The organism is Allobosea sp. Root381 (genome assembly GCF_001429395.1).
Classification (GTDB): Bacteria; Pseudomonadota; Alphaproteobacteria; order Rhizobiales; family Beijerinckiaceae; genus Allobosea.
Map to the genome: position 1 here is coordinate 40,714 of NZ_LMJT01000007.1, position 26,556 is coordinate 67,269.

General features: G+C 66.3%; 18 protein-coding genes. 9 read left to right on the forward strand and 9 right to left on the reverse strand.

The genetic code is table 11. The features are described from left to right. Position 1 precedes the first annotated feature (1 nt). The gene (locus ASE63_RS08395) at positions 2 to 907 is read right to left on the reverse strand and encodes a hypothetical protein (protein WP_056799464.1); all 906 of its coding nucleotides are present in this window, start codon (positions 905 to 907) and stop codon (positions 2 to 4) included. Between the two features lie 130 nt (positions 908 to 1,037). Here ASE63_RS08395 and ASE63_RS27130 point away from each other — a divergent pair, with 130 nt between their 5' ends. Together ASE63_RS27130 and ASE63_RS08405 are read left to right on the forward strand one after the other, a co-directional pair. After that, positions 1,038 to 1,370: a hypothetical protein gene (locus ASE63_RS27130; protein ID WP_156410255.1), complete on the forward strand. Its 333-nt coding sequence runs from the start codon at positions 1,038 to 1,040 to the stop codon at positions 1,368 to 1,370. A gap of 69 nt (positions 1,371 to 1,439) precedes the next feature. Further along, positions 1,440 to 3,359, forward strand: coding sequence for an AAA family ATPase (locus tag ASE63_RS08405; RefSeq protein WP_056799471.1), 1,920 nt, complete (start codon positions 1,440 to 1,442; stop codon positions 3,357 to 3,359). Between the two features lie 468 nt (positions 3,360 to 3,827). Here the strand turns inward: ASE63_RS08405 and ASE63_RS08410 are convergent, their stop codons facing one another. Then, positions 3,828 to 7,550: a vitamin B12-dependent ribonucleotide reductase gene (locus tag ASE63_RS08410; protein ID WP_056799474.1), complete on the reverse strand. Its 3,723-nt coding sequence runs from the start codon at positions 7,548 to 7,550 to the stop codon at positions 3,828 to 3,830. A 741-nt stretch (positions 7,551 to 8,291) separates the two neighbouring features. Between ASE63_RS08410 and ASE63_RS08415 the strand changes: the two genes are divergently transcribed. Next, positions 8,292 to 8,702 carry an NADH:ubiquinone oxidoreductase subunit NDUFA12 gene (locus tag ASE63_RS08415; RefSeq protein ID WP_056799477.1) on the forward strand — a complete coding sequence of 137 codons (411 nt, stop codon included), beginning with the start codon at positions 8,292 to 8,294 and terminating at the stop codon, positions 8,700 to 8,702. A gap of 176 nt (positions 8,703 to 8,878) precedes the next feature. Beyond that, on the forward strand, positions 8,879 to 9,451 hold the full coding sequence (locus tag ASE63_RS08420) for a DUF2155 domain-containing protein (protein WP_082609772.1): 573 nt from the start codon (positions 8,879 to 8,881) through the stop codon (positions 9,449 to 9,451). A gap of 22 nt (positions 9,452 to 9,473) precedes the next feature. On the opposite strand, the gene aat is transcribed toward ASE63_RS08420, so the two are convergent. From aat to ASE63_RS08445, 5 genes are all read right to left on the reverse strand, one after another. Next, positions 9,474 to 10,154: a leucyl/phenylalanyl-tRNA--protein transferase gene (gene aat, locus ASE63_RS08425; protein WP_056799483.1), complete on the reverse strand. Its 681-nt coding sequence runs from the start codon at positions 10,152 to 10,154 to the stop codon at positions 9,474 to 9,476. 196 nt (positions 10,155 to 10,350) lie between these two features. Beyond that, positions 10,351 to 11,715 carry an acetyl-CoA carboxylase biotin carboxylase subunit gene (gene accC, locus ASE63_RS08430; RefSeq protein ID WP_056799485.1) on the reverse strand — a complete coding sequence of 455 codons (1,365 nt, stop codon included), beginning with the start codon at positions 11,713 to 11,715 and terminating at the stop codon, positions 10,351 to 10,353. 26 nt (positions 11,716 to 11,741) lie between these two features. Then, positions 11,742 to 12,200 (reverse strand): acetyl-CoA carboxylase biotin carboxyl carrier protein, encoded by a 459-nt coding sequence (gene accB / locus ASE63_RS08435; protein ID WP_056799488.1) that lies wholly within the window; start codon positions 12,198 to 12,200, stop codon positions 11,742 to 11,744. A 70-nt stretch (positions 12,201 to 12,270) separates the two neighbouring features. Next, positions 12,271 to 12,729, reverse strand: coding sequence for a type II 3-dehydroquinate dehydratase (aroQ, locus tag ASE63_RS08440; protein ID WP_056799490.1), 459 nt, complete (start codon positions 12,727 to 12,729; stop codon positions 12,271 to 12,273). Positions 12,730 to 12,843: 114 nt separating this feature from the next. Further along, the gene (locus ASE63_RS08445; RefSeq protein WP_244491339.1) at positions 12,844 to 13,674 is read right to left on the reverse strand and encodes a DsbA family protein; all 831 of its coding nucleotides are present in this window, start codon (positions 13,672 to 13,674) and stop codon (positions 12,844 to 12,846) included. 203 nt (positions 13,675 to 13,877) lie between these two features. Between ASE63_RS08445 and ASE63_RS08450 the strand changes: the two genes are divergently transcribed. Then, the gene (locus ASE63_RS08450; protein ID WP_056799493.1) at positions 13,878 to 15,080 is read left to right on the forward strand and encodes an aminotransferase class I/II-fold pyridoxal phosphate-dependent enzyme; all 1,203 of its coding nucleotides are present in this window, start codon (positions 13,878 to 13,880) and stop codon (positions 15,078 to 15,080) included. 218 nt (positions 15,081 to 15,298) lie between these two features. After that, a complete protein-coding gene (locus ASE63_RS08455; protein WP_056799496.1) occupies positions 15,299 to 17,458 on the forward strand; it encodes a mechanosensitive ion channel domain-containing protein in 2,160 nt (719 codons plus the stop codon). A gap of 9 nt (positions 17,459 to 17,467) precedes the next feature. Here ASE63_RS08455 and ASE63_RS08460 read toward each other — a convergent pair whose 3' ends face one another. Continuing rightward, a complete protein-coding gene (locus ASE63_RS08460; RefSeq protein WP_056799499.1) occupies positions 17,468 to 17,821 on the reverse strand; it encodes a hypothetical protein in 354 nt (117 codons plus the stop codon). A gap of 59 nt (positions 17,822 to 17,880) precedes the next feature. Beyond that, the gene (locus tag ASE63_RS08465) at positions 17,881 to 20,721 is read right to left on the reverse strand and encodes a ribonuclease E/G (protein ID WP_056799502.1); all 2,841 of its coding nucleotides are present in this window, start codon (positions 20,719 to 20,721) and stop codon (positions 17,881 to 17,883) included. Between the two features lie 698 nt (positions 20,722 to 21,419). On the opposite strand from ASE63_RS08465, the gene ASE63_RS08470 reads away from it, so the two are divergent. The 3 genes from ASE63_RS08470 (at position 21,420) to prfB (ending at position 26,520) form a co-directional block, all read left to right on the forward strand. After that, positions 21,420 to 22,622, forward strand: coding sequence for an N-acetylmuramoyl-L-alanine amidase (locus ASE63_RS08470; RefSeq protein WP_056799505.1), 1,203 nt, complete (start codon positions 21,420 to 21,422; stop codon positions 22,620 to 22,622). A gap of 140 nt (positions 22,623 to 22,762) precedes the next feature. Continuing rightward, positions 22,763 to 25,210, forward strand: coding sequence for a penicillin-binding protein 1A (locus ASE63_RS08475; protein WP_056799508.1), 2,448 nt, complete (start codon positions 22,763 to 22,765; stop codon positions 25,208 to 25,210). A gap of 181 nt (positions 25,211 to 25,391) precedes the next feature. Beyond that, a protein-coding gene (prfB, locus tag ASE63_RS08485; RefSeq protein WP_156410256.1) for a peptide chain release factor 2 occupies positions 25,392 to 26,520 on the forward strand; the annotation gives its coding sequence in 2 pieces (ribosomal slippage) (positions 25,392 to 25,460 and positions 25,462 to 26,520; 1,128 coding nt in all). Positions 26,521 to 26,556: the final 36 nt, after the last annotated feature.

Below are 26,556 nucleotides of genomic sequence, written 5' to 3' on the forward strand. Positions count from 1 at the left end.
ATCAGGGTTCGAACTTGTCGCGGGCGCGGCCGCCGAGGGTGGCGCCGTAGCTGGAAGCAAGCGCTCCGATCAGCATTGCGATGAAGGAGGCCAGGGCGAAGGACGCGGCTGCCTTGCGCGCCGTGTCCGCCGTTTCGCGGGCGGTCTGCTCGGCCTTGGCGGCGGTCTCCTTGGTCTTGGCGATGCCGTCATCGATCCGCTTCTCGGCGTCGGCCTGGCTGATGCCCGTCTGCGCGGCGATGACACTGGCCACGTAAGTCTTGTCGGCGGGCGCGATCTCGCCGTTGCGGATGCTCATCGCCACGATCCGGCCGACCTCGGCGCGCGCCGGCGCGGGATCGGTCGGGGAGGGAGCAGGCTTGTCCGTCCGGAACAGCGTGTCGGTCACGTAGGCCGACGGATCGAGGTTCGACATGTCGACGCGCCCGGCCGCCTGGCTTGCGGCGCCGGATACGGCCGAGCCGAGTCCCGATGCGGCGCTGGCGCCGAGGCGGGCGGTGCCGCCGACGATCGCGGAGGTCGCCGAAGCGATTAGCATGACGCTGACGATCGCGCTGACGGCCCAAGTCATGAAACCGTGGGCCGTGTCGCGGAAGGCGACCTCGTCGGTGTGGAGCCCGACCCGCTTGGTGCAAAGGCGGCCCGCAAGGTATCCGCCCGCACCCGCCGCGATGAGATGAACGATGGCGAGCCAGGCCAGGGCCGCGATTCCGAAGGTCGTGGCGGTGACGCCCGCATTGCTCCACGGCGAGACCGAAGTGAAGCCCAGCCCCGCACCGGCGGTGAGCAGCATCAGGGAGACGGCGGCGCTGACGACCGCGCCGCCCAGGATGGCTCCCCAGGAGACGGCGGAGGACGCGCGGGCGGTCGCGGCGTCGGCGACGCCACGGGAGGTATAATCTGTCATGGCGTTGGTACTTCAAGGGCGTCGCCAGAGTGGCGAGCGCGTTGCACGCGGCCGGTCGGCCGCTCGATTACAGTGCAACTGTCGCGATCGTGAACAGTTCCTTGGACGCGGACGGATGGTTGAGCGTCGGATGGCCGCGTGGACCAGGTCCGACGATCATGAACGGATTGAAGCTGTTCCTTTGCGCTGGATTAACCGGGTGAACCTATGGGTGGCGTTGCGCGGACTTGGCCCGGCAGAGGACCATCACGCCTCGGACAATGTCCCTCCGTCCGATGAGGTGCTCGTCACCTTGTCGCTGGCCGAACTCTTGGAACTCGTCGAGCTCGTCATCAAGCCGACGACGTTCGGCGAAGCTCTCCGGGAAATCGGTTTCAAGCCGGCCAAGGGCGCACGGCTGGCGCCTCGAGAGCCTCATCCAATGCGCCGCGGACCGCTGCCACGCAGCCCGAAGGACGACTAGGGCGATACCCCGACGCTCAGCCATCAGCTCCCAATCGCAAACCGAACCGAAGACGGGACGTCGACGACCATGAAATGGGGTTCACTGGCCAAGCAGCACCGCAGAGCGTTGACGCGGTCCGTCTGTCGCTTCCTGGCGTATTGCGACTTGATCCGGCATTGCCGACCTTACGTCGACGCCCATAGCTCGTTTGCGATCGTTGTCGTGTTGCCTCCAGGAGGGAACATCGACCAATACAAGGAAGCCGCCATCGTCGCTTTTGCGGAGCCCGAGCCGCGAACGCGCTTCGACTTCGAGAAGACAAACGTCCTGATCGCCGACAAGGATTGGCAAAGGAAAGAGAGGCTCACCCTCGAGGCGCTGGTTAACTACGATCGGCTCGTCGTGCTCGCGAAGACCCGCTCGGACGTTCACGAGAAGGCGCTCGCGGTAGCCGATGCCGTCATATCGCTCGGTGCGCCCGAGGTCGGTCACGTCGTGGCCGCGGCCCGTCTCTGCCTGAGGCAGCGTATCGGCGAGAACCTCGCGCGCGAACTCGCGGGCATACCCCTCGACCTGATCGCGGTGACGGTTCGACGCGGTCGGCCCGTGGAACGGTCCGTCGAAATGGTCCGGATCATGACGCAGAAGGCTGACAAGCCCGAGGCCGGTCAGGTTGGCGTCGAGTCCCTCTACGGGTTCGGCGAGGCCGCCACCTGGGCAACCGAGCTCGCGACCGATCTGAAGGACTGGCAGGCAGGCCGTATCGGTTGGGCCGACGTCGACCGGGGGATTCTGCTTAGTGGTCCGCCTGGCGTCGGGAAGACGACCTTCGCCCGGGCCCTGGCGAGTACCACCGGAGCTCATCTCGTCGTCGGTTCCATCGCTAGATGGCAGGCTCGCGGGCATCTCGGCGACCTGTTGAAGGCGATGAGAGCGGCGTTCGACGAGGCGAAACAGCGCGCCCCCGCGATCGTGTTCATAGACGAGATCGATGCCGTCGGCTCACGGGAGGATTTCCGCGGGCATAGTGCGCAGTATTCCACGGAGGTCGTCGCCGGGCTGCTGGAGTGCATCGACGGCGTCGAGGGGCGTGCCGGCGTCATCGTCGTGGGCGTTTGTAATCATCCTCATAAGCTGGACCCTGCATTGATCAGGCCCGGAAGGTTGGACCGGCATGTGAGGATTCCGCTTCCCGACACCGTCGCCCGTGAGGGGATTCTCCGCTTCCATCTCGCCGGAGACCTAGCCGGTCACGACGTCGGCCCAGTTGTCCGGCGGACGGAAGGGTGGAGCGGTGCCGGCCTGGAGAAGGTCGTTCGAGAGGCCCGTCGCATTGCGAGGCGCGAGCGTCGAGCCGTGTCGTCATCGGACCTGGAAGCATCGCTGCCGAAGCGAATCGCCATTCCGGAAGAGCTGGTGCGACGAGCCGCCATCCACGAGTGCGGTCACGCCATCGCGTTCATGTCGTTCGGGCGGCCGTTCGAGGCGCTGGAGCTGACCGACGTGTCAGAGGGAGCGGACGGATACCAGCCGCTGGGGTTCATTCAGATGACGGGCTCCGAGCCGCGAGCCTCGACCGCCGCCACCATTCGCGATGACATCTGCGGATTGCTCGGGGGCATGGCGGCCGAGGAAGTCCTCCTCGGCGCCAGATCCGCCGCCGGCGGCGGCGCCCGAGATAGCGATCTGCATCGGGCCACCCTTGCCGCTGTGCGCCTCGAGGCAAGTTTCGGTCTCGGCTCGGGGATGTCGTTCATCGCGGAGGATCGCGAGACGGACCTGATGTCCGCGCTCAGGCTGTCCAACGAACTGCGTTCGAAGGTCGACAAGACCCTTGCGACGGAGATGGCTAGGGCCTGTGCCATCGTCGAAGCGCATCAGCAGACGCTTTTGAGGGCTAGTGATGCGCTGTTGGCGAGACGGCGGCTTTCAAGCGCTGAGTTCAGCCGAATGATTGCCCCAGAGGATTTGCGGAGAGCCGAGGACGACTTTTCTCGCAGCCTCTAGCCACCGCGCATTCCCGGCACGCAGCGATTGGATTTCCGCAGTCCTGTCCCGCGAGGGCGTCGAGTCGCGCACAATGCCAAGATCAAGACCACCGTCGCACCGTAGCTCCCACAAGGAGTTGTTTAGCTGACGTGAGCCCGACGCGCGCTTTCACGGCGCCGACAGGCATGGCCAAGCAGCGCTGCTTCTGCTGTCGCGCTCTTTCCGGGATACGCTGGATTGAGAACGAAGCGATCGATCCTGCGAAGGGTGGCAGGATGGGGCGCACCAGTGCTGCATCCGAACCGGGCTGCACACAACCTGGCCCGGCTACGGCGCTATTGAGGGCGCGCCGGGCCAGGCCGTGCACAACCCTCGTCGTCGAGCTTCAGTCGAAGGCTACCTTTTGAGCGGCCGGAATAAGCGTCGACGTTGTTGTCGTCGACGTCCATTTCCGCGAAAAACCGCCTCCCGAGTTCCCCGGAATAACTATGAGCACCCGGTTGTAGAACCGCATGTATTGCACTTCAAGCAGGTTCCGTTCCGCACCAGCGTGAAATTCCCGCACTCGCCGCAGCTGTCGCCGACATAGCCCTTCATGATCGCCTCGGCCCGGCGTTCGGACTGGGTCGGCTGAGCCGCGGGGGCCGAGAATCCGAGCGTGGCCATCTCGGCCTCGCCGTATTCCTCTGGTGCTTCCTTCAGTGCCGTCGCGCCCGCCGTGGCCAAGGCCGTGACGTTGGAGACCGAGCGCGCGACCGTGTCGAGAGGGGCGGGGGCGCCGCCCTGGATCGCGTGGAAGTTGATCGGCTTGCCACGGCGGAAGCCGGTCGAGGCGAGCGGGCTCGAGGTCAGCGGTGCGACCACGTCAGGAGCCTTGTCCTGACCGACGCCGCCGCCGATCACGTCATGGCCGATCTCGCTCGGGTCGATATGGGCGAGGTCGTGCCGGCCGAGATAGGAGATCGCCAGCTCGCGGAAGACGTAATCGAGGATCGAGGTCGCGTTCTTGATCGACTGGTTGCCCTGCACGAAGCCCGAGGGCTCGAAGCGGGTGAAGGTGAAGGCCTCGACATACTCCTCCAGCGGCACGCCATATTGCAGGCCGAGCGAGACCGCGATGGCGAAGTTGTTCATCATCGCCCGGAAGGCAGCGCCCTCCTTGTGCATGTCGATGAAGATCTCGCCCAAGCGCCCATCGGCATATTCGCCGGTGTGGACATAGACCTTGTGGCCGCCGACGACCGCCTTCTGGATGTAGCCGGTGCGGCGGGAGGGCATCTTCTCGCGCTCGCGCACCAGCTTCTCGACGATGCGCTCGACGATCTTCTCCGAGATCTGCGTCGCACGCGCTGCCATCGGCGCCTGGATCAGCGCCTCGACCGCGTCGTCCGCATCCTCGTCCTCATCGGCGATCAGGGCCGAATTCAAGGGCTGCGACAGCTTCGAGCCGTCGCGGTAGAGGGCATTCGCCTTCAGCGCCAGCTTCCAGGAGAGCATGTAGGCGCTCTTGCAGTCCTCGACGGTCGCGTCGTTGGGCATGTTGATGGTCTTGGAGATCGCGCCCGAGATGAAGGGCTGCGCCGCGGCCATCATGCGGATATGGCTGTCGACCGACAGGTAGCGCTTGCCGATCCGACCGCAAGGGTTGGCGCAGTCGAAGACGACGTAGTGCTCCACCTTGAGATGCGGGGCGCCTTCCAGCGTCATCGCGCCGCAGACATGGGCGTTCGCCGCCTCGATCTCGGCCTTGCTGAAGCCGAGGAAGGGCAGGAGCTCGAACGACATGTCGTTCAGCTTCTCGGCCGGGACCTTTAGCGTCTGGGTCAGGAAATCCTCGCCCAGCGTCCATTTGTTGAAGACGAACTTGATGTCGAAGGCGCTTTTCAGCCCCTTCTCGACCGCGTCGATCTTCTCATCGCTGAAGCCCTTGGCCCGCAGCGACCCCGGATTGATGCCAGGCGCCTGCTTCATCGAGCCGTGGCCGACGGCATAGGCCTCGATCTCGGCGATATCAGCCTCGCGATAGCCGAGAGCGCGCAGGGCGTCCGGCACGGCGCGGTTGATGATCTTGAAGTAACCGCCGCCGGCGAGCTTCTTGAACTTCACCAGCGCGAAGTCGGGCTCGATGCCGGTGGTGTCGCAATCCATGACGAGGCCGATCGTGCCTGTCGGCGCGATCACGGTCGCCTGGGCATTGCGGTAGCCATAGCGCTTGCCCTGGTCGAGCGCCTCGTCCCAGACGATGCGGGCGCGCTCGGACATGGTGACGGCGGAACCGCCGAGGCGGGCCAGCGTGCCGTGGTCGAGCGGCACCGGCGTGACCTGCAGCCCCTCATAGCCGTCGGCCTGGCCGTGGGCCGCGGTGCGGTGGTTGCGGATGACGCGCAGCATGTGGCTGGCGTTCTTCTTGTAGCCGGGGAAGGGGCCGAGCTCACCCGCCATCTCGGCCGAGGTCGCATAGGAGACGCCGGTCATGATCGCGGTCAGCGCGCCAGCGAGCGCACGGCCCTCGTCGGAGTCGTAGCCGAGGCCCATGGTCATCAGCAGGCCGCCGATATTGGCGTAGCCGAGGCCGAGCGTGCGGTACTCGTAGGAGAGCTCGGCGATCTCGCGGGACGGGAACTGCGCCATCGTCACCGAGATCTCGAGCACGACCGTCCAGAGCCGGCAGAGATGCTCATAGGCCGCGACGTCGAAGCTCTTGGTCTGCGTGTCGTAGAACTGCAGCAGATTGGCCGAGGCCAGGTTGCAGGCCGTGTCGTCGAGGAACATGTATTCCGAGCACGGGTTCGAGGCGCGAATCCGCCCCGAGGCCGGGCAGGTGTGCCAATCGTTCATCGTCGTGTTGAAGTGCAGGCCCGGATCGGCCGAGGCCCAGGCGGCGTGGCCGATCTTCTCCCAGAGATCGCGCGCCTTGAGCGTCTTCATCACCTTGCGGGTCGTGCGGCTGGTGAGGTTCCAGTCTGCATCGGTTTCCACCGCGCGCAGGAAGTCGTCGGTCAGCGAGACCGAGTTGTTCGAGTTCTGGCCGGAGACGGTGAGATAGGCCTCGGAATCCCAATCGGTGTCATAGGTGTCGAAGGCGATGTCCTTGTAGCCCTGGCGGGCGAACTGGACGACGCGCTTGATGTAGTTGTCGGGCACCATCGCCTTGCGGGCGAGCTTGATCTCGCGCTTCAGGGCAGGGTTCTTCTCGGGGTCGAAGCAGGAGTCGCCTTCGCCCTCGCAGTTCACGCAGGCCTTGAGCACGGCCTTCATGTGCTTCTGGACGGTCTTGGAGCCGGTGACGAGGGCCGCGACCTTCTGCTCCTCCTTCACCTTCCAGTCGATATAAGCCTCGATGTCGGGATGGTCGGCATCGACCACGACCATCTTGGCGGCGCGGCGCGTGGTGCCGCCCGACTTGATCGCGCCAGCCGCGCGGTCGCCGATCTTGAGGAAGGACATCAGGCCGGACGAGCGGCCGCCGCCGGCGAGCTTCTCGCCCTCGCCACGGAGCATTGAGAAGTTCGAGCCGGTGCCGGAGCCGTATTTGAACAGGCGCGCCTCGCGGACCCAGAGGTCCATGATACCGCCCTCGTTGACGAGGTCGTCCTGCACGCCCTGGATGAAGCAGGCATGGGGCTGCGGATGCTCATAGCTCGACTTCGACTTCACCAGCTTGCCGGTCTTGAAGTCGACGTAGAAATGGCCCTGGCTGGGGCCGTCGATGCCATAGGCCCAGTGCAGGCCGGTGTTGAACCATTGCGGCGAGTTCGGCGCGACGCGCTGGGTCGCGAGCATGAAGCGCAACTCGTCATGGAAGGCCGCGGCATCCTCCTCGGAGGAGAAATAGCCGCCCTTCCAGCCCCAATAGGTCCAGCAGCCGGCAAGACGGTCGAAGACCTGCTTGGAGGAGATCTCGGAACCGTAGCGCTCGCCCTCGGGCAGCTCTGCGAGAGTGGCCTCGTCCGGCACGGAGCGCCAGAGGAAGGAGGGAAGGTCGTTCTCCTCGACCTTCTTCAGGCGCGCGGGCACGCCCGCCTTGCGGAAATACTTCTGTGCGAGCACGTCGCTGGCGACCTGCGACCAGGCCTCCGGCACCTCGATGCCGTCCAGCCTGAACACGATCGAACCGTCCGGGTTCTTGATCTCGCTGACGGCCGAGCGGAACGGAATCGCGACATAGGGCGACTGTCCGGCGGAGGTATAGCGGCGCTCGATGCGCATGATCTGTCGTCCCTTACATGTGCCGCGAGCGAAGAATGCTTCGCCCGGCCGGCATCTGCCGGCGCTGTCTTCTGAAACTCGGTTCGATGCGTTCGGCTCCGTGACGATACTTCCGCCCACGGAGCCGGCCGCCACCAGAAAGGCCCGCGCGCGCTCCCTCGCTCTGCACTTTCGTGTAGATGCTGGGCCGGCCCTGACCACTCTGGAAACTCGGTTCGCAGCTATCCAGAGGCGTCGCCGCCACCCGTCATGCGATGTCCAAAATCTAGTGCGGAATGCGGGGGTAAGTCAAGGAATAGTGTGCCGGCAAGGCGTTGATCACGACATATAGTGGGTATCTGTGAAGTCAGGGGATAAGTTTCAAGGCCCGGGGCAAGCCTCGGAAATCGCAGGCAGAATCATGGCGTCCTCGCTGAAGGTGCCATGGCGGGGCCGGCCGTGGAGCCCCTAAAATGCGGCCGAGTTTGGTTAACTGTGTCTTTCCTGCATTGCCCATGCGTCAAGCTGACGGCGGCAAGGCAGGATCGACGCACAAGCATTTGAAAGGCGGGCCTTTCGGCAGGCCGAACCGGAGCGAGGCGGTGGCCGAAAGGTGGTCGAATCATGGCCATCGTCGGCCGTCCGAAATTCGCAGGTCCCGCGAATCCTGTGGACTGGACAGGGCAGGGCGCTGGCGCCATAAGTCGCCCATAACCGCGCGCACCCGTGCGCGCTCGATCGAAGCGTTGCGGATCGACGACGATGAAGCCTTGGCTGCTGCAGATCTTCACCTGGTGGAACGGCCAGACCATCGGCACACGCTTCCACACCTGGCGCTTCGGCGAGCGCGTCGGCGCGGACGAGTTCGGCAATGTCTATTACCGCACCAAGGGTGGGGTGAAGGACAAGGCGCTCGGCTATCAGCGCCGCTGGGTGATTTATAACGGTGAGGCCGAGGCCTCGAAGGTCCCGCCCGGCTGGAAGGGCTGGTTGCAGCACACCGTCGAGGTCGCGCCGTCCGAGGAGAGCTATCAGCCGCGCGAGTGGCAACTGCCGCACGAGCAGAACTGGACCGGGACCGCGCTCGCCTACCGTCCCAAGGGGTCGATCCTCGGCGAGGGCGAGCGCCCGGCCGCGACCGGCGACTACGAAGCCTGGACGCCGGGCCGCTGAGACGACTGCGGGTGGCGCGGGCAGCCGCCCTTTTTCCGCTGCGATTGGCGTGTTACTGGCGCGCCGTCGCGGTTCGGCCGCGCCCTCGCAGAGATTCGCGCGCCCTCGCAGAAATCCATAAGGCTACCATGCCGTCGCCCCACCGCCTTTCCGTTCTGGCCGGCCTGCTCTCGACCATGTGCCTGTCGCTCGCGCTGACTGGCCAGGCCGCTGCGGACCGCATCCGCAATCCGACCGCGGTGTTCGCCGGGCTCGACAAGATCACCGGCCGGATCATCTCTTTCGAGGTCGCGGTCGACGAGACCGTGCAGTTCGGCGCGCTCCAGTTGACGCCACGCGTCTGCTGGACCAGGCCACCGACCGAGGCGCCCCAGACGACCAGCTTCACCGAGGTGGACGAGGTTACCTTCAACAACGAGTACCGGCGCATCTTCACCGGCTGGATGTATGCGGCGAGTCCGGGCCTGCACGGCGTCGAGCACGCGATCTACGACGTCTGGCTGACCGACTGCAAAGGCGGGACGGAGCTGGTGGTCGATCCGAAGGAGCCGGAGCCGCCGGTCGTCGAAGAGCCGCGTCGGACGCGGCCAGCGCCGGCCCGGGACGTCAACCAGCAGCCCGGCCTGCCGCCGCCTGGCCAGCGCATCGACGTTCTGCCGCCGCAGGGCGTGCCGGTCGCGCCGCGCCAGGAGCCGAGGCAGCGCTTTTTTCCGACCAATCCCGGCCGCGATCCATCGGGCAGCAACTGAGGCCCAGTCGGGCCCCGGCACCTCAGCCAGGCTGGAGCGCCATTAGGGCCTGCGTCCCGGTGATGTGCGCGCCCGGAGGCCAGGCGCCCCAGTTCCCAGGCATGGCGAGCGCACGCTCGAGCAACAGCTGATAGACTGCGCGCGGAACCTCCTGCGTTCCGAACTGGGCGAGATGGGCGGTCTGGAACTGCGCGTCGAGCAGGCTGTAGCCGCCCTGACGCAGGCGCGCCACGAGATGGACGAGCGCGACCTTCGAGGCGTCGGTCTCGCGGCGGAACATGCTCTCGCCGAAGAAGGCGCCGCCCAAGGACATGCCATAGAGCCCCCCGACGAGACGGTTCTCCCGCCAGCACTCGACCGTATGGACATGGCCGAGCCGGAACAGCTCTCCGAAGATCTCGCGGATCCGGCCGCTGATCCAGGTTTCCGGCCGGTCGTCCTGCGCTTCGGCGCAGGCGTCGATGACGGCCTCGAACGCCGTGTCGACCCTGACCTCGAACCGCTCGCTGCGCACCGTGCGGGCGAGCCGCGAAGGCAGATGGAAACGGTCGAGCGGTATGACGCCGCGCTGCTCCGGCTCGACCCAAAACAGGTTTGGATCATCGGCCGCCTCCGCCATCGGGAAGATGCCGGCCGCATAGGCGCGCAGCATGATCTCCGGCGTGATCTCAGGGGCGCGGACGGGAATGGAGCGAGCCTTCATCACGGCAGGGGAGCGCGGGGCGGCGGGCTATGTCAAATGCGGGCTATGTCAAATGAATGAGGATCTCGGTCTCGTCATGGTCGCTCTTCTCCCGGCCATCCACGTCGTCCGTGGTCGAGACCAATGTTCAAGTCGTGCATGCTCGCCACAAGGGCGAGCATGACGGGCGGAGCTGATCGCCTTGACGTGGCCGCCCTCAGGCCGTGCCGTTTTCTTCCATGCCGCCGGCGGCCAGGAATTTCTCCAGCCAGTGGATGTTGTAGTCGCCATTCAGGATATCCGGGTTGCGGACGAGCGTCCGGAACAGCGGAAGGGTCGTGTCGACGCCGTCAACGACGAATTCGTCGAGGGAACGGCGCAGCCGCATCAGGCATTCGGCCCGGTTGCGGCCATGCACGATCAGCTTGCCTACGAGCGAGTCATAATGAGGCGGGATCGTGTAGCCCTGATAGGCGGCCGAATCGACCCGCACGCCGAGGCCACCCGGGGTATGGAACGAGACGATTTTGCCGGGAGAGGGGCGGAAGCTCGCGGGATGCTCGGCATTGACGCGGCATTCGATGGCGTGGCCTTCGATGACGATGTCGGCCTGCTTCAGCGAGAGCGGCGCGCCCGCTGCGATGCGGATCTGCTCGTTTACAAGGTCGATCCCGGTGATCATCTCGGTGACCGGATGCTCGACCTGGATGCGGGTGTTCATTTCGATGAAATAGAACTCGCCATCCTCATAGAGGAACTCGATCGTACCGGCACCGAGATAGCCGAGCTTGGCCATCGCGTCGGCGCAGATCTTGCCGATCCTGTCGCGCTCGCCGGCATTGAGAGCGGGCGACGGACCTTCCTCCCAGACCTTTTGGTGGCGGCGCTGCAGCGAGCAGTCGCGCTCGCCGAGATGGATGGCGTGGCCCTGGCCGTCGCCCAGAACCTGGATTTCGATATGGCGCGGCTTCTCGAGATATTTCTCGATATAGACCGCATCGTCGCCGAAATTGGCCTTGGCTTCGGTGCGGGCGGTGGAGAGCGCAACCGACATCTCCTCTTCGCTGCGGACCACCTTCATGCCCTTGCCGCCGCCGCCGGAGGCCGCCTTGATGATGACCGGGAAGCCGATCTCGGCGGCGATGCGCAAGGCTTCGCCGTCATCCGTGACGCCGCCCTCGGAGCCAGGGACGCAGGGAATGCCGAGCGCCTTCGCCGTGCGCTTGGCCTCGATCTTGTCGCCCATGCTGCGGATATGCTCGGCCTTGGGGCCGATGAAGGTGATGTTGTGACGCGCGAGGATCTCGGCGAAGCGGGCATTCTCGGAGAGGAAGCCGTAGCCCGGATGGACCGCATCGGCGCCGGTGATCTCGCAGGCGGCGATCAGGGCCGGAATGTTGAGATAGCTGTCGCGGGCGCTGGGCGGGCCGATGCAGACGCTTTCGTCGGCAAGGCGCACATGCATGGCGTTGGCGTCGGCCGTGGAATGCACCGCGACGGTGGCGATGCCGAGTTCCTTCGCGGCGCGAAGCACGCGCAGCGCGATCTCTCCACGGTTGGCGATCAGGATCTTGTCGAACATCTTCGGTTCGCCGCTCGCAGGTCCGGTCACTCGATCACCAGAAGCGGCTCGCCGTATTCGACGGGCTGCCCATCCTCGACCATGATCGCGACGACCTTGCCGGCACGCGGCGCGACGATGTCGTTGAAGGTCTTCATCGCCTCGACCAGCAGAACGCGCTCGCCGGCCTTCACCACCGAGCCGACCTCGACGAACGGCTTTGCATCCGGCGAGGGGCGGCGATAGGCCGTGCCGACCATAGGCGAGGGCACCGCGCCCGGGTGGGCAGCGGCGGGCTTGCCCTCGACCGGCGCGGCGACTGCGGCGACGGGGGCCGCGGCGAGAATCGGCGCGGCGGACGGGACCTGGACGGTCGTCGTCAGGCTGCGCGCCACGCGGACGCGCAGATCGCCTTTCTCGACCTCGATCTCGGTGAGATCGGTCTCGTTAAGGAGCTGCGCGAGCTCGCGCACAAGTTCGGGGTCAATCGGGCTTTTGGTCGCCATGGCGGTTTCACCGTCTTCGTGGTCTTGGATGGGGCACCGGAGGCGCCCGCTGTGGATGGGGTCCGCGGCCTTAAGCCGCCGGTTTCGTCGCGCGCTTCTGCAGAAGCGGCACGATCGCGTCGAAAGCAATTTCGTAGCCCGCCGCCCCGAAACCGCAGATCACGCCAACGCAGACCGGAGCCATGTAGGAATGGTGCCGAAACTCCTCGCGGGCATGGACGTTCGAGACGTGGAGTTCGATCGCCAGGGCATCGGCCCCCTTGATCGCGTCGCGCAGCGCGACGGAGGTGTGGGTATAGGCGCCGGCATTGATGACGACGCCCGCGCCGGCGAGGCCGGCCTGCTGGACGAAGGTCACCAGCTCGCCTTCGTAATTCGTCTGCTTGAAGGCCAGCTCGACGCCGGCGGCGGCCGCCTTCGCCTTGAGCCGCTCCTCGACATCCGCCAGCGTCACCGCCCCATAGGTTGCGGGTTCGCGGGTGCCGAGCAGATTGAGGTTGGGCCCATTGAGAACGTGGACGGCGACCATGGTGCGGATGGTTCCGGCGCCGCGCGACGGCGGCAGAAGCCGCCCTCATAAACGCTGCGGGCCGGCAGGGGAAGCCTGCCGGCCCGGTTGCGTGAGGCTCTTCGCCCGCTCGGCTCAGCCGCTGCAGCTCGCCTTGCCGCATTTGCGGACGGATTCGATCTTCTGCTTCAGCGCCGGAGCGCCGACCGCGCCGAAGACCACTTCGTCGCCGAGGATGAAGGCGGGCGTGCCCGTGAGGCCGAGCCTGTCGCCGAGTGCGACCGTTTCCTCGATCACAGCCTTCGTCTGGGCCGAATCCATGTCCTTCTTCAGTCGCTCGACGTCGGCGCCTGCCTCCTTGGCGACTTCGAGCGCCTTGGCGCCGTTGATCCGGCCCTTCGTCGCCATCAGTTTATTGTGGAAATCAAAGTACTTCGCCCCCTGAAGTTGCGCCATCGCTGCAACCGCGACGCGGCTCGCCTCGAGCGAATCCGGGCCCAGGATCGGGAAGTCCTTGATCACGACCTTCAGCTTGGGGTCGTCCTTGACCAGCGCACGGACGTCCTCCAGCGCTCTTTTGCAGAAGCCGCAATTGTAATCCATGAACTCGATCAGCGTGACGTCGCCCTGCGGGTTGCCGATGATCGCCGAGGTCGCCGGATCGATCAGGCGGGCCCTCTCGGCGGTGACGGCGCTGCGCTGCGCCTCGGCCTGCGCGACCGTGTTGCGGCGCTCGAGCTCGACCAAAGCTTCCTGGATCAGTTCGGGGTTTTGCAACAGCGTCTCGCGAATCAGCCCGACCACCGCCTTGCGCTGCTCCGCGGTCAAAGGAGCCTGCGCCTGTGCCGTCGGGGCCTGAGCCTGGGCGAATGCCGGAACCATCGGCGCAGCAAGCCAGAGGCCTAGCGCCAGGCCCGCATGCCGCAGCGCGGAGCTCAGCCGAGGGGGCAGGGTGGGGAGGGCCATGTCGTCATCCTTCTTTGTTCCGGCTTCACAGCCGGGGCGGCTTGCGCGTCACTGTTTCTCGGGCAGCTTCCTTGGCGCAGCTTCTCGGCTGTCATGTGGCGGCCGTCAAATCACAGCTTAGCCAGTGGTTGCAGGCGGAGCGGTTGCGGGCCGAGGGAGGGTCGGTTACGCCGCCTGGAGCACGGTCATTTGCGGACGAGACGATGTCAGATCAGATTATCACGCCCGCCCTTGCGCCGCAGGAGATGCTGCTGCCGGCGGAGCGCGCCGCCCGCGTCCAGCCCTTCATCGTCATGGACGTGATGAGCCAGGCGGCCGCGATCGAGCGGGCGGGTGGCACGGTGGTCCATATGGAAGTCGGCCAGCCTTCGGCACCGACACCGGCCTCTATCCGCGCCGCAGCCTCTCGCGCGCTCGAGGACGGCCGCATCGGATACACCCAGGCCTTGGGCACGGATTCGCTCAGGGAGCGCATCGCGCGCCATTACAAGGACGCCTATGGCGTCGATGTGCCGGCTGAGCGCGTGGTCGTCACGACCGGCTCCTCGGGCGGCTTCATCCTGGCCTTCCTGGCCTGTTTCCAGCCGGGCGCCCGCGTCGCGATCACCGCACCGGGCTATCCGGCCTATCGCAACATCCTGATTGCGCTCGGGCTCGAGCCGGTCGCGATCGAGGTCGGCCCCGAGACTCGCTTTGCGCTGACGCCGGAGCTGATCGCAAGAGCTCACCGCGAGAAGCCTCTCGCGGGCGTGCTGACGATGAGTCCGGCCAATCCAAGCGGCGTGGTGATGGCGCCTGACGCCATCGCGGCCGTCGCGGCGGAGTGCCGGCGGCTCGGCCTCTGGTACATCTCCGACGAGATCTATCACGGCCTGACCTATGACCAGCCGGCGACGACGGCGCTTGCGGCCGATCCTGACGCGATCATCGTCAACTCCTTCTCGAAATACTACTGCATGACCGGTTGGCGCGTCGGCTGGCTCGTAGTGCCGCAGCGGCTGGTCCGGACGATCGAGCGACTGCAGCAGAATTTCTCGATCTCCGTGCCCTATCTGAGCCAGGTCGCGGGCGAGGCGGCTTTCGACGCGAGCGACGAGTGCGAGGCGATCAAGGCCGGCTACGCGCAGAACCGGGCCTATCTGCTGGAGGCCTTGCCGAAGATCGGCCTCGGCGATTTCCTGCCGGTGGACGGCGCGTTCTACATCTACTGCGACATCGGCCGTTATTCCAACGATTCCATGACGTTCTGCCGCGACGTTCTCAACGGCGCGGGGGTCGCGATCACGCCGGGGCTCGATTTCGACGAGGGGCGGGGCGCCCGTACCATCCGCCTCTCATTCGCGGGGTCTCTGGCGGAGTGCGAGGAGGCGGTGTCGCGCCTCGGAGGCTGGCTCGCGCGCCGCTGAGCGGCGGCTGGCACTCCCACTTGCCAAGTGCGCGGTGCCGTCCGCATTCTCTGGACAGACGGTCGACAGACCGCAGTCCAGCCGGGCGGAGAACGACGGTGCAGCACGGTGTTCGACGGTGGGCCTTGTCCGCGGTGCCGCAGTGTTGCGCTACGCTAGCACTGGTAGCGCTGTGCTGGCTGATCCCATCCCAGGCCTCGGCACAGGCGGACGCGCCCGTGACGCTGACGCTGCGGGGTGATGAAGCGCCCGAGGCGGTACGCAAGCTGATCGATGCGCTGGCTGCTGGCGGGCGCAAGGTCGAGATCAGGCTCTCGCGGTCTGATGCCTCCGAGGCATCTGGTCCTGCACCTGCTCCCGTTCCTGCGGCGGCAGCCGCACCACCGGCGCCTACGCCTGCCGCCACAGCGGAAACCCGCATCGAGGAACTCTGGAACCATTTCGTTGAAGGCTTCGACTATGGCAACGCGGCCATCCCTCATGTCGTGGAGGTGCCGGCAGGCTGGGAACGAAGCTGGGCCAGCAATCGGAATGGCGTGACCGGCCCGTCGGCCGGGCTGCGCATTCTGGCTGGCGTGATGATCGCCCTTGCGGGCGCCTTGCTGTTTCGCCTGGCGACCGCAGGATGGTTCGCAACGCGGCTCAAACCGGCCGGGCCGGAATTCGGCCCTCGCTTGGTCGCTTCGGCCTACGGGCTGCTGCAGGATCTCGCCTGCATCGCGCTGGCGCTGGCGCTGGCGCGGCTGACGCGAATGCTGTGGTTGCCGGATGCCGACCTCGCGCTGACCACGTTCCGGACGGCAGCCAATGGTGCCGCGATCGGCGCGACCTACATCGCTGTCGGCCGCTTTCTGCTTGCCCCCGGCGCTGCCGAGCGGCGTATCTTGCCGCTGCCGCGTGCGGACCGGCATTTTGCCATCCTAACGGCCTATGCGATCGCGACCCCGATCGTGGTGACGAGCGCGTTGCTGGTCCAGGAAACGGCGACGAGCCGCCTTGGTCTCGCCGGTCTGGTCGCGATCACCGGCGCTGCTATTACCCTGTTCAAGATCTGGTGGTTTTTCGACGCGCGTCACGATCTGACCACGCTGGTCCTGCGCTATGACACCACGCCGTCCCCGATGCTGCGCCTGCTGGCGGCGATCACGCCGTGGTTCTACATCGCCACCGCGATCGCGATCTGGATGGTCGGCCGGGCAGCGCCGATGATGGCCGGGGGCGGTCGGTTCGTCGAAGCCGCTGGCCTGACCCAGATCATCGTGGTGTTGGCGCCAATCCTCGCCGTCGGGGTAACGAGCTGGATCGCCTGCCACCAGGCGTCGCGGGCTGCCATCCACCCGCCATCGCCGATGACGCGGGCGGCGGGTGCAGCGCTGCGCGCTGCCGCAGGCGGGCTGATCTGGGTCGGCGGTCTCTATGTCATGGCGCGTCTCTGGGCGAGCTTCCTGCTCGGCGTCAGCTCGGCGCAGTTCGCCGAGTTCATGCGCCAAGCGGCAGGTCTCGCGCTCATGATCTTTCTGGGATGGGTCGCAATCGTCTTCCTCCGCGCCTTCTTCGATGCCTACACGCCGCGGCGTAGGGCGAGCGGCCCCATCATCGACGAGGACGCCGTGGTGGAGGAGAGCGTGCCGACCCGGCTGGCGACGGTCATGCCGGTGCTGCGCGGCGTCGTGCTTGCGGCGGTCTTCGGCCTGACCGGGCTCGTCGTCCTGTCGCGGCTCGGCGTCGATATCGGGCCGCTGCTCGCCGGATTCGGCATTCTCGGCCTCGCGATTTCCTTCGGTTCGCAGGCCTTGGTGCGCGATATCGTCTCCGGCTTCTTCTTCATGCTGGAGGACGCTTTCCGCGTCGGCGAATATGTCGACACCGGTCGGCTCAAGGGCACGGTCGAGAAGATCTCATTGCGCTCGATGCAGCTGCGCCACCAGAGCGGGCAGATCCACACCGTGCCGTTCGGCCAGATCCAGTCGCTGACGAATGCGAGCCGCGACTGGGCGACGATCAAGTTCAACGTCCGGCTCGACCATTCGGCCGATATCGAGCAGGCGCGCAAGACGATCAAAAAGGTCGGGCTTGCGCTACTGGAGGATCCCGAGTTCGGGCCGCATTTCATCGCCCAGCTCAAGATGCAGGGCGTGGCCGACATCACCGACAGCGCCGTGGTGATCCGGCTGAAATTCACCTCGAAGCCGGCCTATGCCTCATCATTGCAGCGCGAGGCCCTGAAGCGCGTCTATCGCGGGCTGAATGAAGCGCATGTCCCGTTTGCGTCGAACCTGGTCACGGTGAGGGGTGGCGAGGCCGGTGCATCGAGCGGAGCGGCGGCCGCGATCGCGACCGTGCCACCACCAAGTCCGCTCGCACCGGCTGCGGGCTAAAGCCTCGGTTCAGGCCAGAAACAGCATCCCGAACCCGACGGCTGCAAGCCCGACTCCCGCGAACAAGGCAATCCGGGTCGCCGAGAGCAAATTGGCGACGTCGAAACGTCGCCCGGCCCGGTCGCGCTCATTCGCATGCGCCTCGTCGCGGTACTGGCTGGCATAGAGGCCTGGCGTCATCTGCGGGCCGACAGGCCGGTCGGCCTCCAGATCGACGCGGATGGCGACAAACAGCACGAACAATCCGAGCGTGCCCACGCCGAGCCAGCCGACGATCCCGAAAGCGAGCCATGCCAAGCCGCTGAGACCGACCAGGCACAGCCCCGCCATGACCATGCGTTCCAGGCGGCGGGGCGGCGGCATGCGGTCCGTCCTTTCACATGAAAAAGGCCGCTGCGGTCTCCCGCAGCGGCCCTGTTTGATCAGCCTCGTCCTGCCAGCTTGTTCCACCAGCCGCCGCGCTTGGGGCGGTCCGGATCGGGCGGCGTCAGCACGACGGCGATCGGTTCCTCGACCACGCGTGGCGCAGGAGCGGGAGCGGGCTCCGGCTCGACAGCCTCGGTCTGCGCAGACGCTCCGACCTCGGTCGGTGCGGGCGCGGCGGCTTCGGGCTCAGCCGCAGGAGTGGCGGGCTCGGCAACAGCGCCGCCTTCTGTGATCGGCACGACCTTCTTGCGCGAGCGGCTGCGCTTGGGCTTCTCGGCCTCGGCGGGAGCAACGGCGGCTTCGGGCGCCGGCGGTGCCTCGGCGGAGACGGTCTCGGCAACCACCTCCAGCGGTGCCGCCTCGGCCTTCGGCTTGCGGGTGCTGCGGCGCGCGCGCTTCGGCTTCTCCGCGACGACAGCTTCGGGTTCCGCGGAGGCAGCCTGCTCGGCGACGGCCTCCGACTGCTCGGAGGGAGCAACTTCCGTCACGGTCGCGGCGGGCGCGGCCTCGTTGGTCGCGACGTCGCTGGTCGGCTCATCGCCATCCTCGTCGCCGTCCTCGTCACCATCGGCTTCGTCGCTGCCGCCGTCGAGACGCACGCCATTGGCGTCGCGCTCGCCGCCACGCCGCCGCCGACGACGACGGCGGCGCTTGCGTCCGCCTTCGCCACGGGCCTCGCTTTCGGCCTTGGCATCGCGCGGTCCGCCATCGGTGGCCTCGCTCTCGGCCGGCTCGTTCTCGGCATCACGCGCCTCGGCCTCGGCCGCGGCATCCAGGGCCTCGTCGTCGATATCGGACAGGACGGGCTCGGCCTTGATGACGCTCGGGACGACACGGTCCTCGTTGCCGATGAACTCGCCGCGCTCGACTTCGAAGTATCGGGTGCCGAGCAGCGCCGCGTCGGTTGCGATCGTGATGGCCACGTTGAAGCGCGCCTCGAGCTCGGCGAGATGGGCGCGCTTCTGGTTGAGCACATAGAGCGCGACCTCCGGACGGGTCCGGACGTTCAGGTTGTGGGCGGCGCTCTTGATCAGCGTCTCCTCCAGCGCGCGCAGGATCTGCAGCGAGACCGAGGAGGTCGAGCGCATCATGCCGGCGCCGGCGCAATGCGGGCAGGGCACGGAGGAGCTCTCGAGAACGCCGGTGCGGATGCGCTGGCGCGACATCTCGAGCAGGCCGAAGGCCGAGATGCGACCGACCTGGATGCGGGCGCGGTCGTCCTTGAGGCAGTCCTTGAGCTTCTTCTCGACGGAGCGGTTGTTGCGGTTCTCCTCCATGTCGATGAAATCGATCACGATGAGGCCGGCAAGGTCGCGCAGGCGCAACTGGCGGGAGATTTCCTCCGCCGCTTCGAGATTGGTCTTGAGGGCGGTGTCCTCGATATTGTGCTCGCGGGTCGAACGGCCCGAATTGATGTCGATCGCGACCAGCGCCTCGGTCTGATTGATGACGATATAGCCGCCGGATTTCAGCGTGACGGTGTTGGAGAACATCGCATCGAGCTGGCTCTCGATGCCGAAGGAGGCGAAGAGCGGCGTCTGCTCGCGATAGGCCTTCACGCTCTTGGCATGGCTCGGCATGAGCATGCGCATGAAGTCCTTGGCCTCGCGATAGGCCTCCTCGCCCGCGACGTGAACCTCGTCGATATCCTTGTTGTAGAGGTCGCGGATCGAACGCTTGACGAGGTTGCCCTCCTCATAGACCAGCGCCGGCGCGACCGAGGCGAGGGTGAGTTCGCGCACGCTCTCCCACATCCGCATCAGATACTCGTAGTCGCGCTTGATCTCGACCTTGGTGCGCGAGGCGCCCGCCGTGCGCAGAATCAGGCCCATCCCCTCGGGAACCTCGAGTTCCTGGGCGATCTCCTTGAGGCGCTTGCGGTCCTCCGTGTTGGTGATCTTGCGCGAGATGCCGCCGCCCTTGCCGGTGTTGGGCATCAGCACGGAATAGCGGCCGGCGAGCGACAGATAGGTGGTGAGTGCGGCGCCCTTGTTGCCGCGCTCCTCCTTGACGACCTGCACCAGGATGATCTGCCGGCGCTTGATCACCTCCTGGATCTTGTACTGGCGACGCGACTGGCGCTGGGGGCGCTCGGGCATGTCGTCGAGGGCGTCACCGCCGCCGAGCTGCTCGGGCTGCTCCTCGGACTCATCGCCATTCTCGTCGGAATCGTCCGCCTCGTCGCCGTCGGGCGTCCGGGTCTCGCGTGCCTCGGCGGCGGAAGCGACGTCGGCCTCCGCCCCTTCGGACGTGACCTGCTCTGCAGACACGACCGTTTCGAAGGTCAGAGGCGCAGCATTCTCGACCACGGCCTCGTCGGTCGATTCGGCGACGGCCGGAGCGAAGGATTCGCCGAAGGCGGGCGCGCCCTCGTTGACCATCGCGGCTTCCTTGCCGTCGGTCTCGACCGCGCCATTCGCGTCGATCTCGGCCGTTACGGTTTCGTCGGCGGCGGCCTTCTTGGCCCGGCCGTCACGCTCTCCCCGGCGCCCGCGGTCGCGGCGCCCGCGCTTCTCGCGCTTCTCCTCGTCGCGCTCTTCCTCGCGGTCCTCACGGGCTTCGTCGGCCAGCAGGGCCTGACGGTCGGCGACCGGGATCTGGTAATAGTCGGGGTGAATCTCGGAGAAGGCGAGGAAGCCGTGGCGGTTTCCGCCATATTCGACGAAGGCGGCCTGAAGCGAAGGCTCCACGCGCGTGACCTTGGCGAGGTAGATGTTGCCGCGGAGCGGCTTGCGGCTTGCGGCCTCGAAGTCAAACTCCTCGATACGCGATCCGCGGACGACCACGACCCGGGTCTCTTCCGGGTGAGTGGCGTCGATTAGCATTTTGTTGGCCATCGGGATTTTCCATGGGCGCGGCCGCCAGCGATACCCGCCGGGCTGCGGACAACGATCCGCTGCAGCGGGCAGGGGCGCCGCGCAAAGGCCGGCGAGCGCCGGCATGTTGCAGGAGGGAGGATTCGATCGAGACAGAAAGGGGGCTCGGGCAAGCCGGCCGGGGCGGAAGCCCGGCGCAGTCCCGCAGGTAGCGACGATTCACCGATAATCTATGCGGCGTCGAGTGCCCCGACATCTGTCCTGACCTGCGGCACGACTGTCCAACAAGACGAGCCGCTCCGCGTTGCACGCTCGCGCGACCTGGCCTGGCGCTGAAACTCTGGCGCTGGGCTCCGGCCGTCTGCGGACGATCCGTTGTGGTTGTCTCCCGCCGGCGACCCCGAAGAATCGGCCGGCCAGCATGCCCCGGACGCCGACGGATCCTCGGATCCGGATGCGCACCATGGGCCGCTTTGCGAAGCAACCATTTCCATTACAGACAGGTGACAGTGATTTGCAAGCTACATCGCGTCGGCATCGCTCGGGCGGTCATCGTGCCGGTTTTCCTGTCGATGGAGGCGTGGTAACCGGCCGTTAGGATTTCGCGCTGCAATGGTTAAGTCTTGGTAATATTTTTCGGGATGATTGGGGTGAGGCGTCCGAAGACACGCGCTGATCGCGGCTCCCGCTTTTGCGGCGCGTTGCGGAAGGGTTGCCTGGTGCTCGGCTTCGTCTTGGGCCTCGCCGGTGCGGCCACGGCGCAGGGCAACGGCCGATCCCAGAACGACCTGCCGGTCGCGACCGATGCCCGGCTGGAGCAGTCCGGCGACACGGTGCGCCTGACCATGGCGCTGTCGCGCCCGCTCGAGGTTTCTGCCTCGGTGATGGCCGGCCCGGACCGCGTCGTTATCGACATGCCTTCGACCAATTTCCAGGTCCAGCCGGCGGCCGCGCGCAAGAGCGCCGGCTTCGTCGGCGCCTTCCGCTTCGGCCTGTTCACCGCCGACAAGGCGCGGATCATCATTGACCTCACGCATCCCGCCATCGTTGCGAAGGCCGAATCGCGCCCGATGCGCGGCGGTTTCGGCGAACTCGTCATCGAACTGCGTCGGGCGACACGGGCTGAGTTCCAAGCCGCTGTCGCGAAGACGCCGCCCGACGCCGATGCCGCAACCGCGGTTCCGGTGCCGCCCAAGCCGGCGGGCGAGACCCGCCAGACCGTCGTGATCGACCCCGGCCATGGCGGCATCGACCCTGGTGCTGTGGTGGCATCGATCACTGAAAAATCCGTCGTGCTCGCCTTCGGGACGACGCTGAAGGAAGAGCTCGAGCAGAGCGGGCGATACCGCGTACTGATGACGCGCGACGATGACCGCTTCGTCCCGCTGGCCGAGCGCGTCGGCATTGCCCGGGCGGCCGGGGCCGACCTCTTCATCTCGATCCATGCCGATTCGCTTACGCAGGCGCAGGAGGTTCGCGGTGCAACGGTCTACACCGGCTCCGAGCGCGCCACTGACGCCGAGGCTGCAAGGCTCGCGGCAAAGGAAAACCAGGCCGACGCGGTGGCAGGGCTCGACGCCAGTGAGGACACGCAGGACGTCGCCGGCATCCTGATGGATCTCGCCAAGCGCGAGACGCGGACCTTCTCCGCCGTGTTCGCGCGCAATCTGGTCGAAAAGCTCGGTGGCTCGGTGAAGATGCACAAGGTGCCGCTGCGTTCGGCCGGTTTCCGCGTGCTCAGCGCGCCGGACGTGCCCTCGGTGCTGATCGAGCTCGGCTACATGTCGAGCCCAAAGGACGCGGAGCTGCTCAATTCGGCCGAGTGGCGCACCAAGGCGGTCGCCGCCGTCGCGACAGCGGTGGATGGCTATTTCAGCGCGGCCCGAGCCCCTGTCGGGAAGGCGGCAGCCAATCAGCGCTGAACGCACAGCCTTGGCAGCAGGGTTACGCGAATGTGGTTCCAAGGCCACGGTTCCGCCACGTCCGTCATGCTATAGACGTGATTTGCGAAACGCCGCTTTGAGGGGTAACCGGGCGGTAACGGCAAGGGCCAGGGCCTGAAATGCGCTTTATCCTGAGAATGTTCGGGTGGTTGTTCGCCGCCGGCACGATCGTCTTCGTGGTCGGGGCTGTCGCCGCGGGCGGGTTGATCTGGCACTACTCCAAGGACCTGCCGGACTACGCGCAGCTGCGCAACTACGAGCCGCCGGTGATGACCCGCGTCCATGCGGGCGATGGCTCGCTGATCGCCGAGTTCGCCCGCGAGCGCCGGCTCTACCTGCCGATCCAGGCCGTGCCGAAGCTTGTCGTCGACGCCTATCTCTCGGCCGAGGACAAGAATTTCTACAGGCATATGGGCGTCGATCCCGAGGGCCTCGCCCGCGCCGCGATCTCCAATTTCCGCAATCGTGGCTCGGGCCGACGGCCGCAGGGCGCCTCCACCATCACCCAGCAGGTCGCGAAGAACTTCCTGGTCGGCTCCGAGCAGAGCCTGGAGCGCAAGATTCGCGAGGCGCTCGTCGCGGTTCGGCTGGAATCGGCTTATTCTAAGGACAAGATTCTCGAGCTTTACCTGAACGAGATTTATCTCGGCGCGCCGGCGCCCGGGCAGGGCAGCTATGGCATCGCGGCCGCCGCGCTCAATTATTTCGGCAAGTCGGTACACGAACTGAACCTTCAGGAGGCCGCCTACCTGGCGGCCCTGCCGAAGGCGCCGACCGACCTCCATCCTTTCCGCAATCGCGAGCGCGCCATCGAGCGCCGCAACTACGTCATCGACCGCATGGTCGAGAACGGCCTTGTCACGCGCGCCGCCGGCGATGCGGCCAAGAACCAGCCGCTCGGCGTTAATCCGCGCACCGTCTCGCCGAACAACATCGCCGCCGGCTATTTCGCGGAGGAGATTCGCCGCGAGCTACAGGATCGCTACGGCGAGAAGAAGCTGCTCGAAGGCGGGCTTTCGGTGCGCGCGACCGTCGACCCGAAGATGCAGCTGATGGCACGCAAGGCGCTCGTCGACGGGCTGGTGCGCTTCGACGAGGCGCGCGGCTGGCGCGGCGCTATTCAAAAGCTCGACCTCGGCGCGCGCGATTGGGGCCTCACTCTCGGTGAGTTGCCGGTCCTAGGCGACGTCGCCCCCTGGCGGCTCGCCGTCGTGCTTGAGGTCAGCGGCGACAGCGCCCGTCTCGGCCTGCACCCACTGCGCGAGAATTCCGGGCATCTGAAGACCGACCGCGACACGGTCACGCTGGGCGGCGAAGGCATCAAGTGGACCCGTCGAGCCCGCGTCTCGCAGGCGGTTTCGGTCGGCGACGTCGTCTATGTCGAGCCGATGGACAATCGCCCCGGCCAGGTCCGGCTGCGCCAGTTGCCCGAGGTCAACGGGGCCATCACCGTGATGGATCCGTTCTCCGGGCGTGTGCTCGCCATGGTCGGCGGATTCAGCCACGACCAGTCGGAATTCAACCGCGCGACGCAGGCGCTGCGCCAGCCGGGCTCGTCCTTCAAGCCCTTCGTCTATGCGACCGCGCTCGACAACGGCTACACGCCGTCCAGCATTATCTTGGATGCTCCGATCGAGATCGACCAGGGCGGTGGGCTCGGCGTCTGGGCTCCCAGCAACTACGACGGCAAGTCGACCGGGCCGCGCACCCTGCGCTACGGCATCCAGTTCTCGAAGAACCTGATGACCGTGCGCCTCGCCAAGGATGTCGGCATGCCGCTGATCGCGGAATATGCCCGCCGCTTCGGCGTCTATGACGACATGCTGCCGGTGCTCTCGATGTCGCTCGGTGCCGGCGAGACCACGGTCATGCGGATGACGGCCGGCTATTCCATGTTGGTCAACGGCGGCAAGCGAATCCGCCCGACGCTGATCGACCGCATCCAGGATCGCTTTGGCTCGACCATCTTCCGGCACGACCAGCGCGTTTGCGAGGGGTGCGTCGCCGAGAAATGGTCCGACCAGCGCGAGCCGCGCCTGATCGACAACCGCGACCAGGTGATCGACCCGCTGACCGCCTACCAGATGGTCTCGGTCATGGAAGGCGTGGTCAACGCCGGCACGGCGACCGTGGTCAAGTCCGTCGGCAAGCCGCTCGCCGGCAAGACGGGAACGACCAACGATGCCAAGGACGTGTGGTTCGTCGGCTTCTCGCCGGACCTCGCGGTCGGCGTTTATATGGGCTTCGACAAGCCGAAGTCACTCGGCACCTCGGCGACGGCGGGCCAATACGCCGCGCCGATCTTCCGCGACTTTATGATGGCGGCCCTCAAGGACAAGCCTGCAACCCCGTTCCGCGTTCCGGCCGGTATCAAGCTGATCCGGGTCGACCCCAGGACCGGCATGCGCTCGGGCGGCGAGGGCGGCATCCTCGAGGCCTTCAAGCCAGGCACGGCGCCGCCGGACAGCTACTCCGTCATCGGCGCCGCCGGCGATGGCTCGGCCCCGTTCAGCGTGGCGCCGGGCGGCGGGCGCGGCGTCGGCTCCGGTACGGGCGGATTGTACTAACAGACCTGTCCGTCATGGTGGGGCTTGTCCCGACCATCCACGTCTTCGCTCGTCGGGACCTGTGCTCAGGATGTGGATGCTCGCCAAAAGGTCGAGCATGACGGGTGAGTTCGTCATGCCGTTTACAGCGGCTCCGTTCAGCCCTATCCCAACCCTTCGTTTTCCATCCAAGGCCTTTTGCATGCGCCCAGAGATCCAGACGCAACACGACAACGCCAAGCAGTCGATCGGACTGCTGAGGAGGCATCTTTGACTGGGATGTCGCTCAACGCCGCCTCGCGGAACTGAACGCCCTCTCCGAAGGCCCCGATTTCTGGAACGATGCCGACGCCGCGCAGAAGCTGATGCGTGAACGCACCTCTCTGGAGACCCAGATCGAGGGCATCACCAAGCTCGAGCGCGACCTCGACGATGCGCTGACGCTGATCGAACTCGGCGAGATGGAGGATGACGCCGCCTCGATCACCGAAGGCGAGCAGGCGATCAAGGCCGTCGAGGTCGAAGCGGCGCGGCTGCAGGTCGAAACCCTGCTGTCCGGCGAGGCCGACATGCTCGACACCTACATCGAGATCCATCCCGGCGCCGGCGGCACGGAAAGCCAGGATTGGGCCGAGATGCTGCTGCGCATGTATCGGCGCTGGGGCGAGCGGCGGAAGTTCAAGGTCGAGACGCTCGAATACCAGGATGGTGACACGGCCGGCATCAAGTCGGCGACGCTGCAGTTCAAGGGTCACAACGCCTATGGATGGCTGAAGACGGAAAGCGGCGTGCACCGGCTGGTGCGCATCTCGCCGTTTGATTCAAATGCTCGCCGCCAGACCTCGTTTGCGTCGGTCTGGGTCTATCCGGTCGTCGATGACCGCATCGTCATTGAGATCAACGAGTCGGATTGCCGGATCGACACCTACCGGGCTCAGGGCGCTGGTGGGCAGCACATCAACACGACCGATTCTGCAGTGCGCATCACCCATATCCCGACGGGAATCGCGGTGTCGTGCCAGCAGGAGCGTTCGCAGCACAAGAACCGTGCCAAGGCCTGGGACATGCTGCGCGCACGCCTCTATGAGGTCGAGCTGAAGAAGCAGGAAGAGAAGGCGAATGCCGAGCAGGCCTCCAAGACCGATATCGGCTGGGGCCACCAGATCCGCTCTTACGTGCTGCAGCCCTATCAGCTGGTGAAGGATCTGCGGACGGGGGTCAGCTCGACCGACCCCTCCGAGGTGCTGGATGGAGCGCTCGATCCGTTCATGGAGGCCTCCCTGGCCCAGCGGGTCTACGGCACGGAAGTCGAGGTCGAGGATATCGATTAGAGAGTGCTCTGATTTCGTGCGGAACCGTGCCGTCAT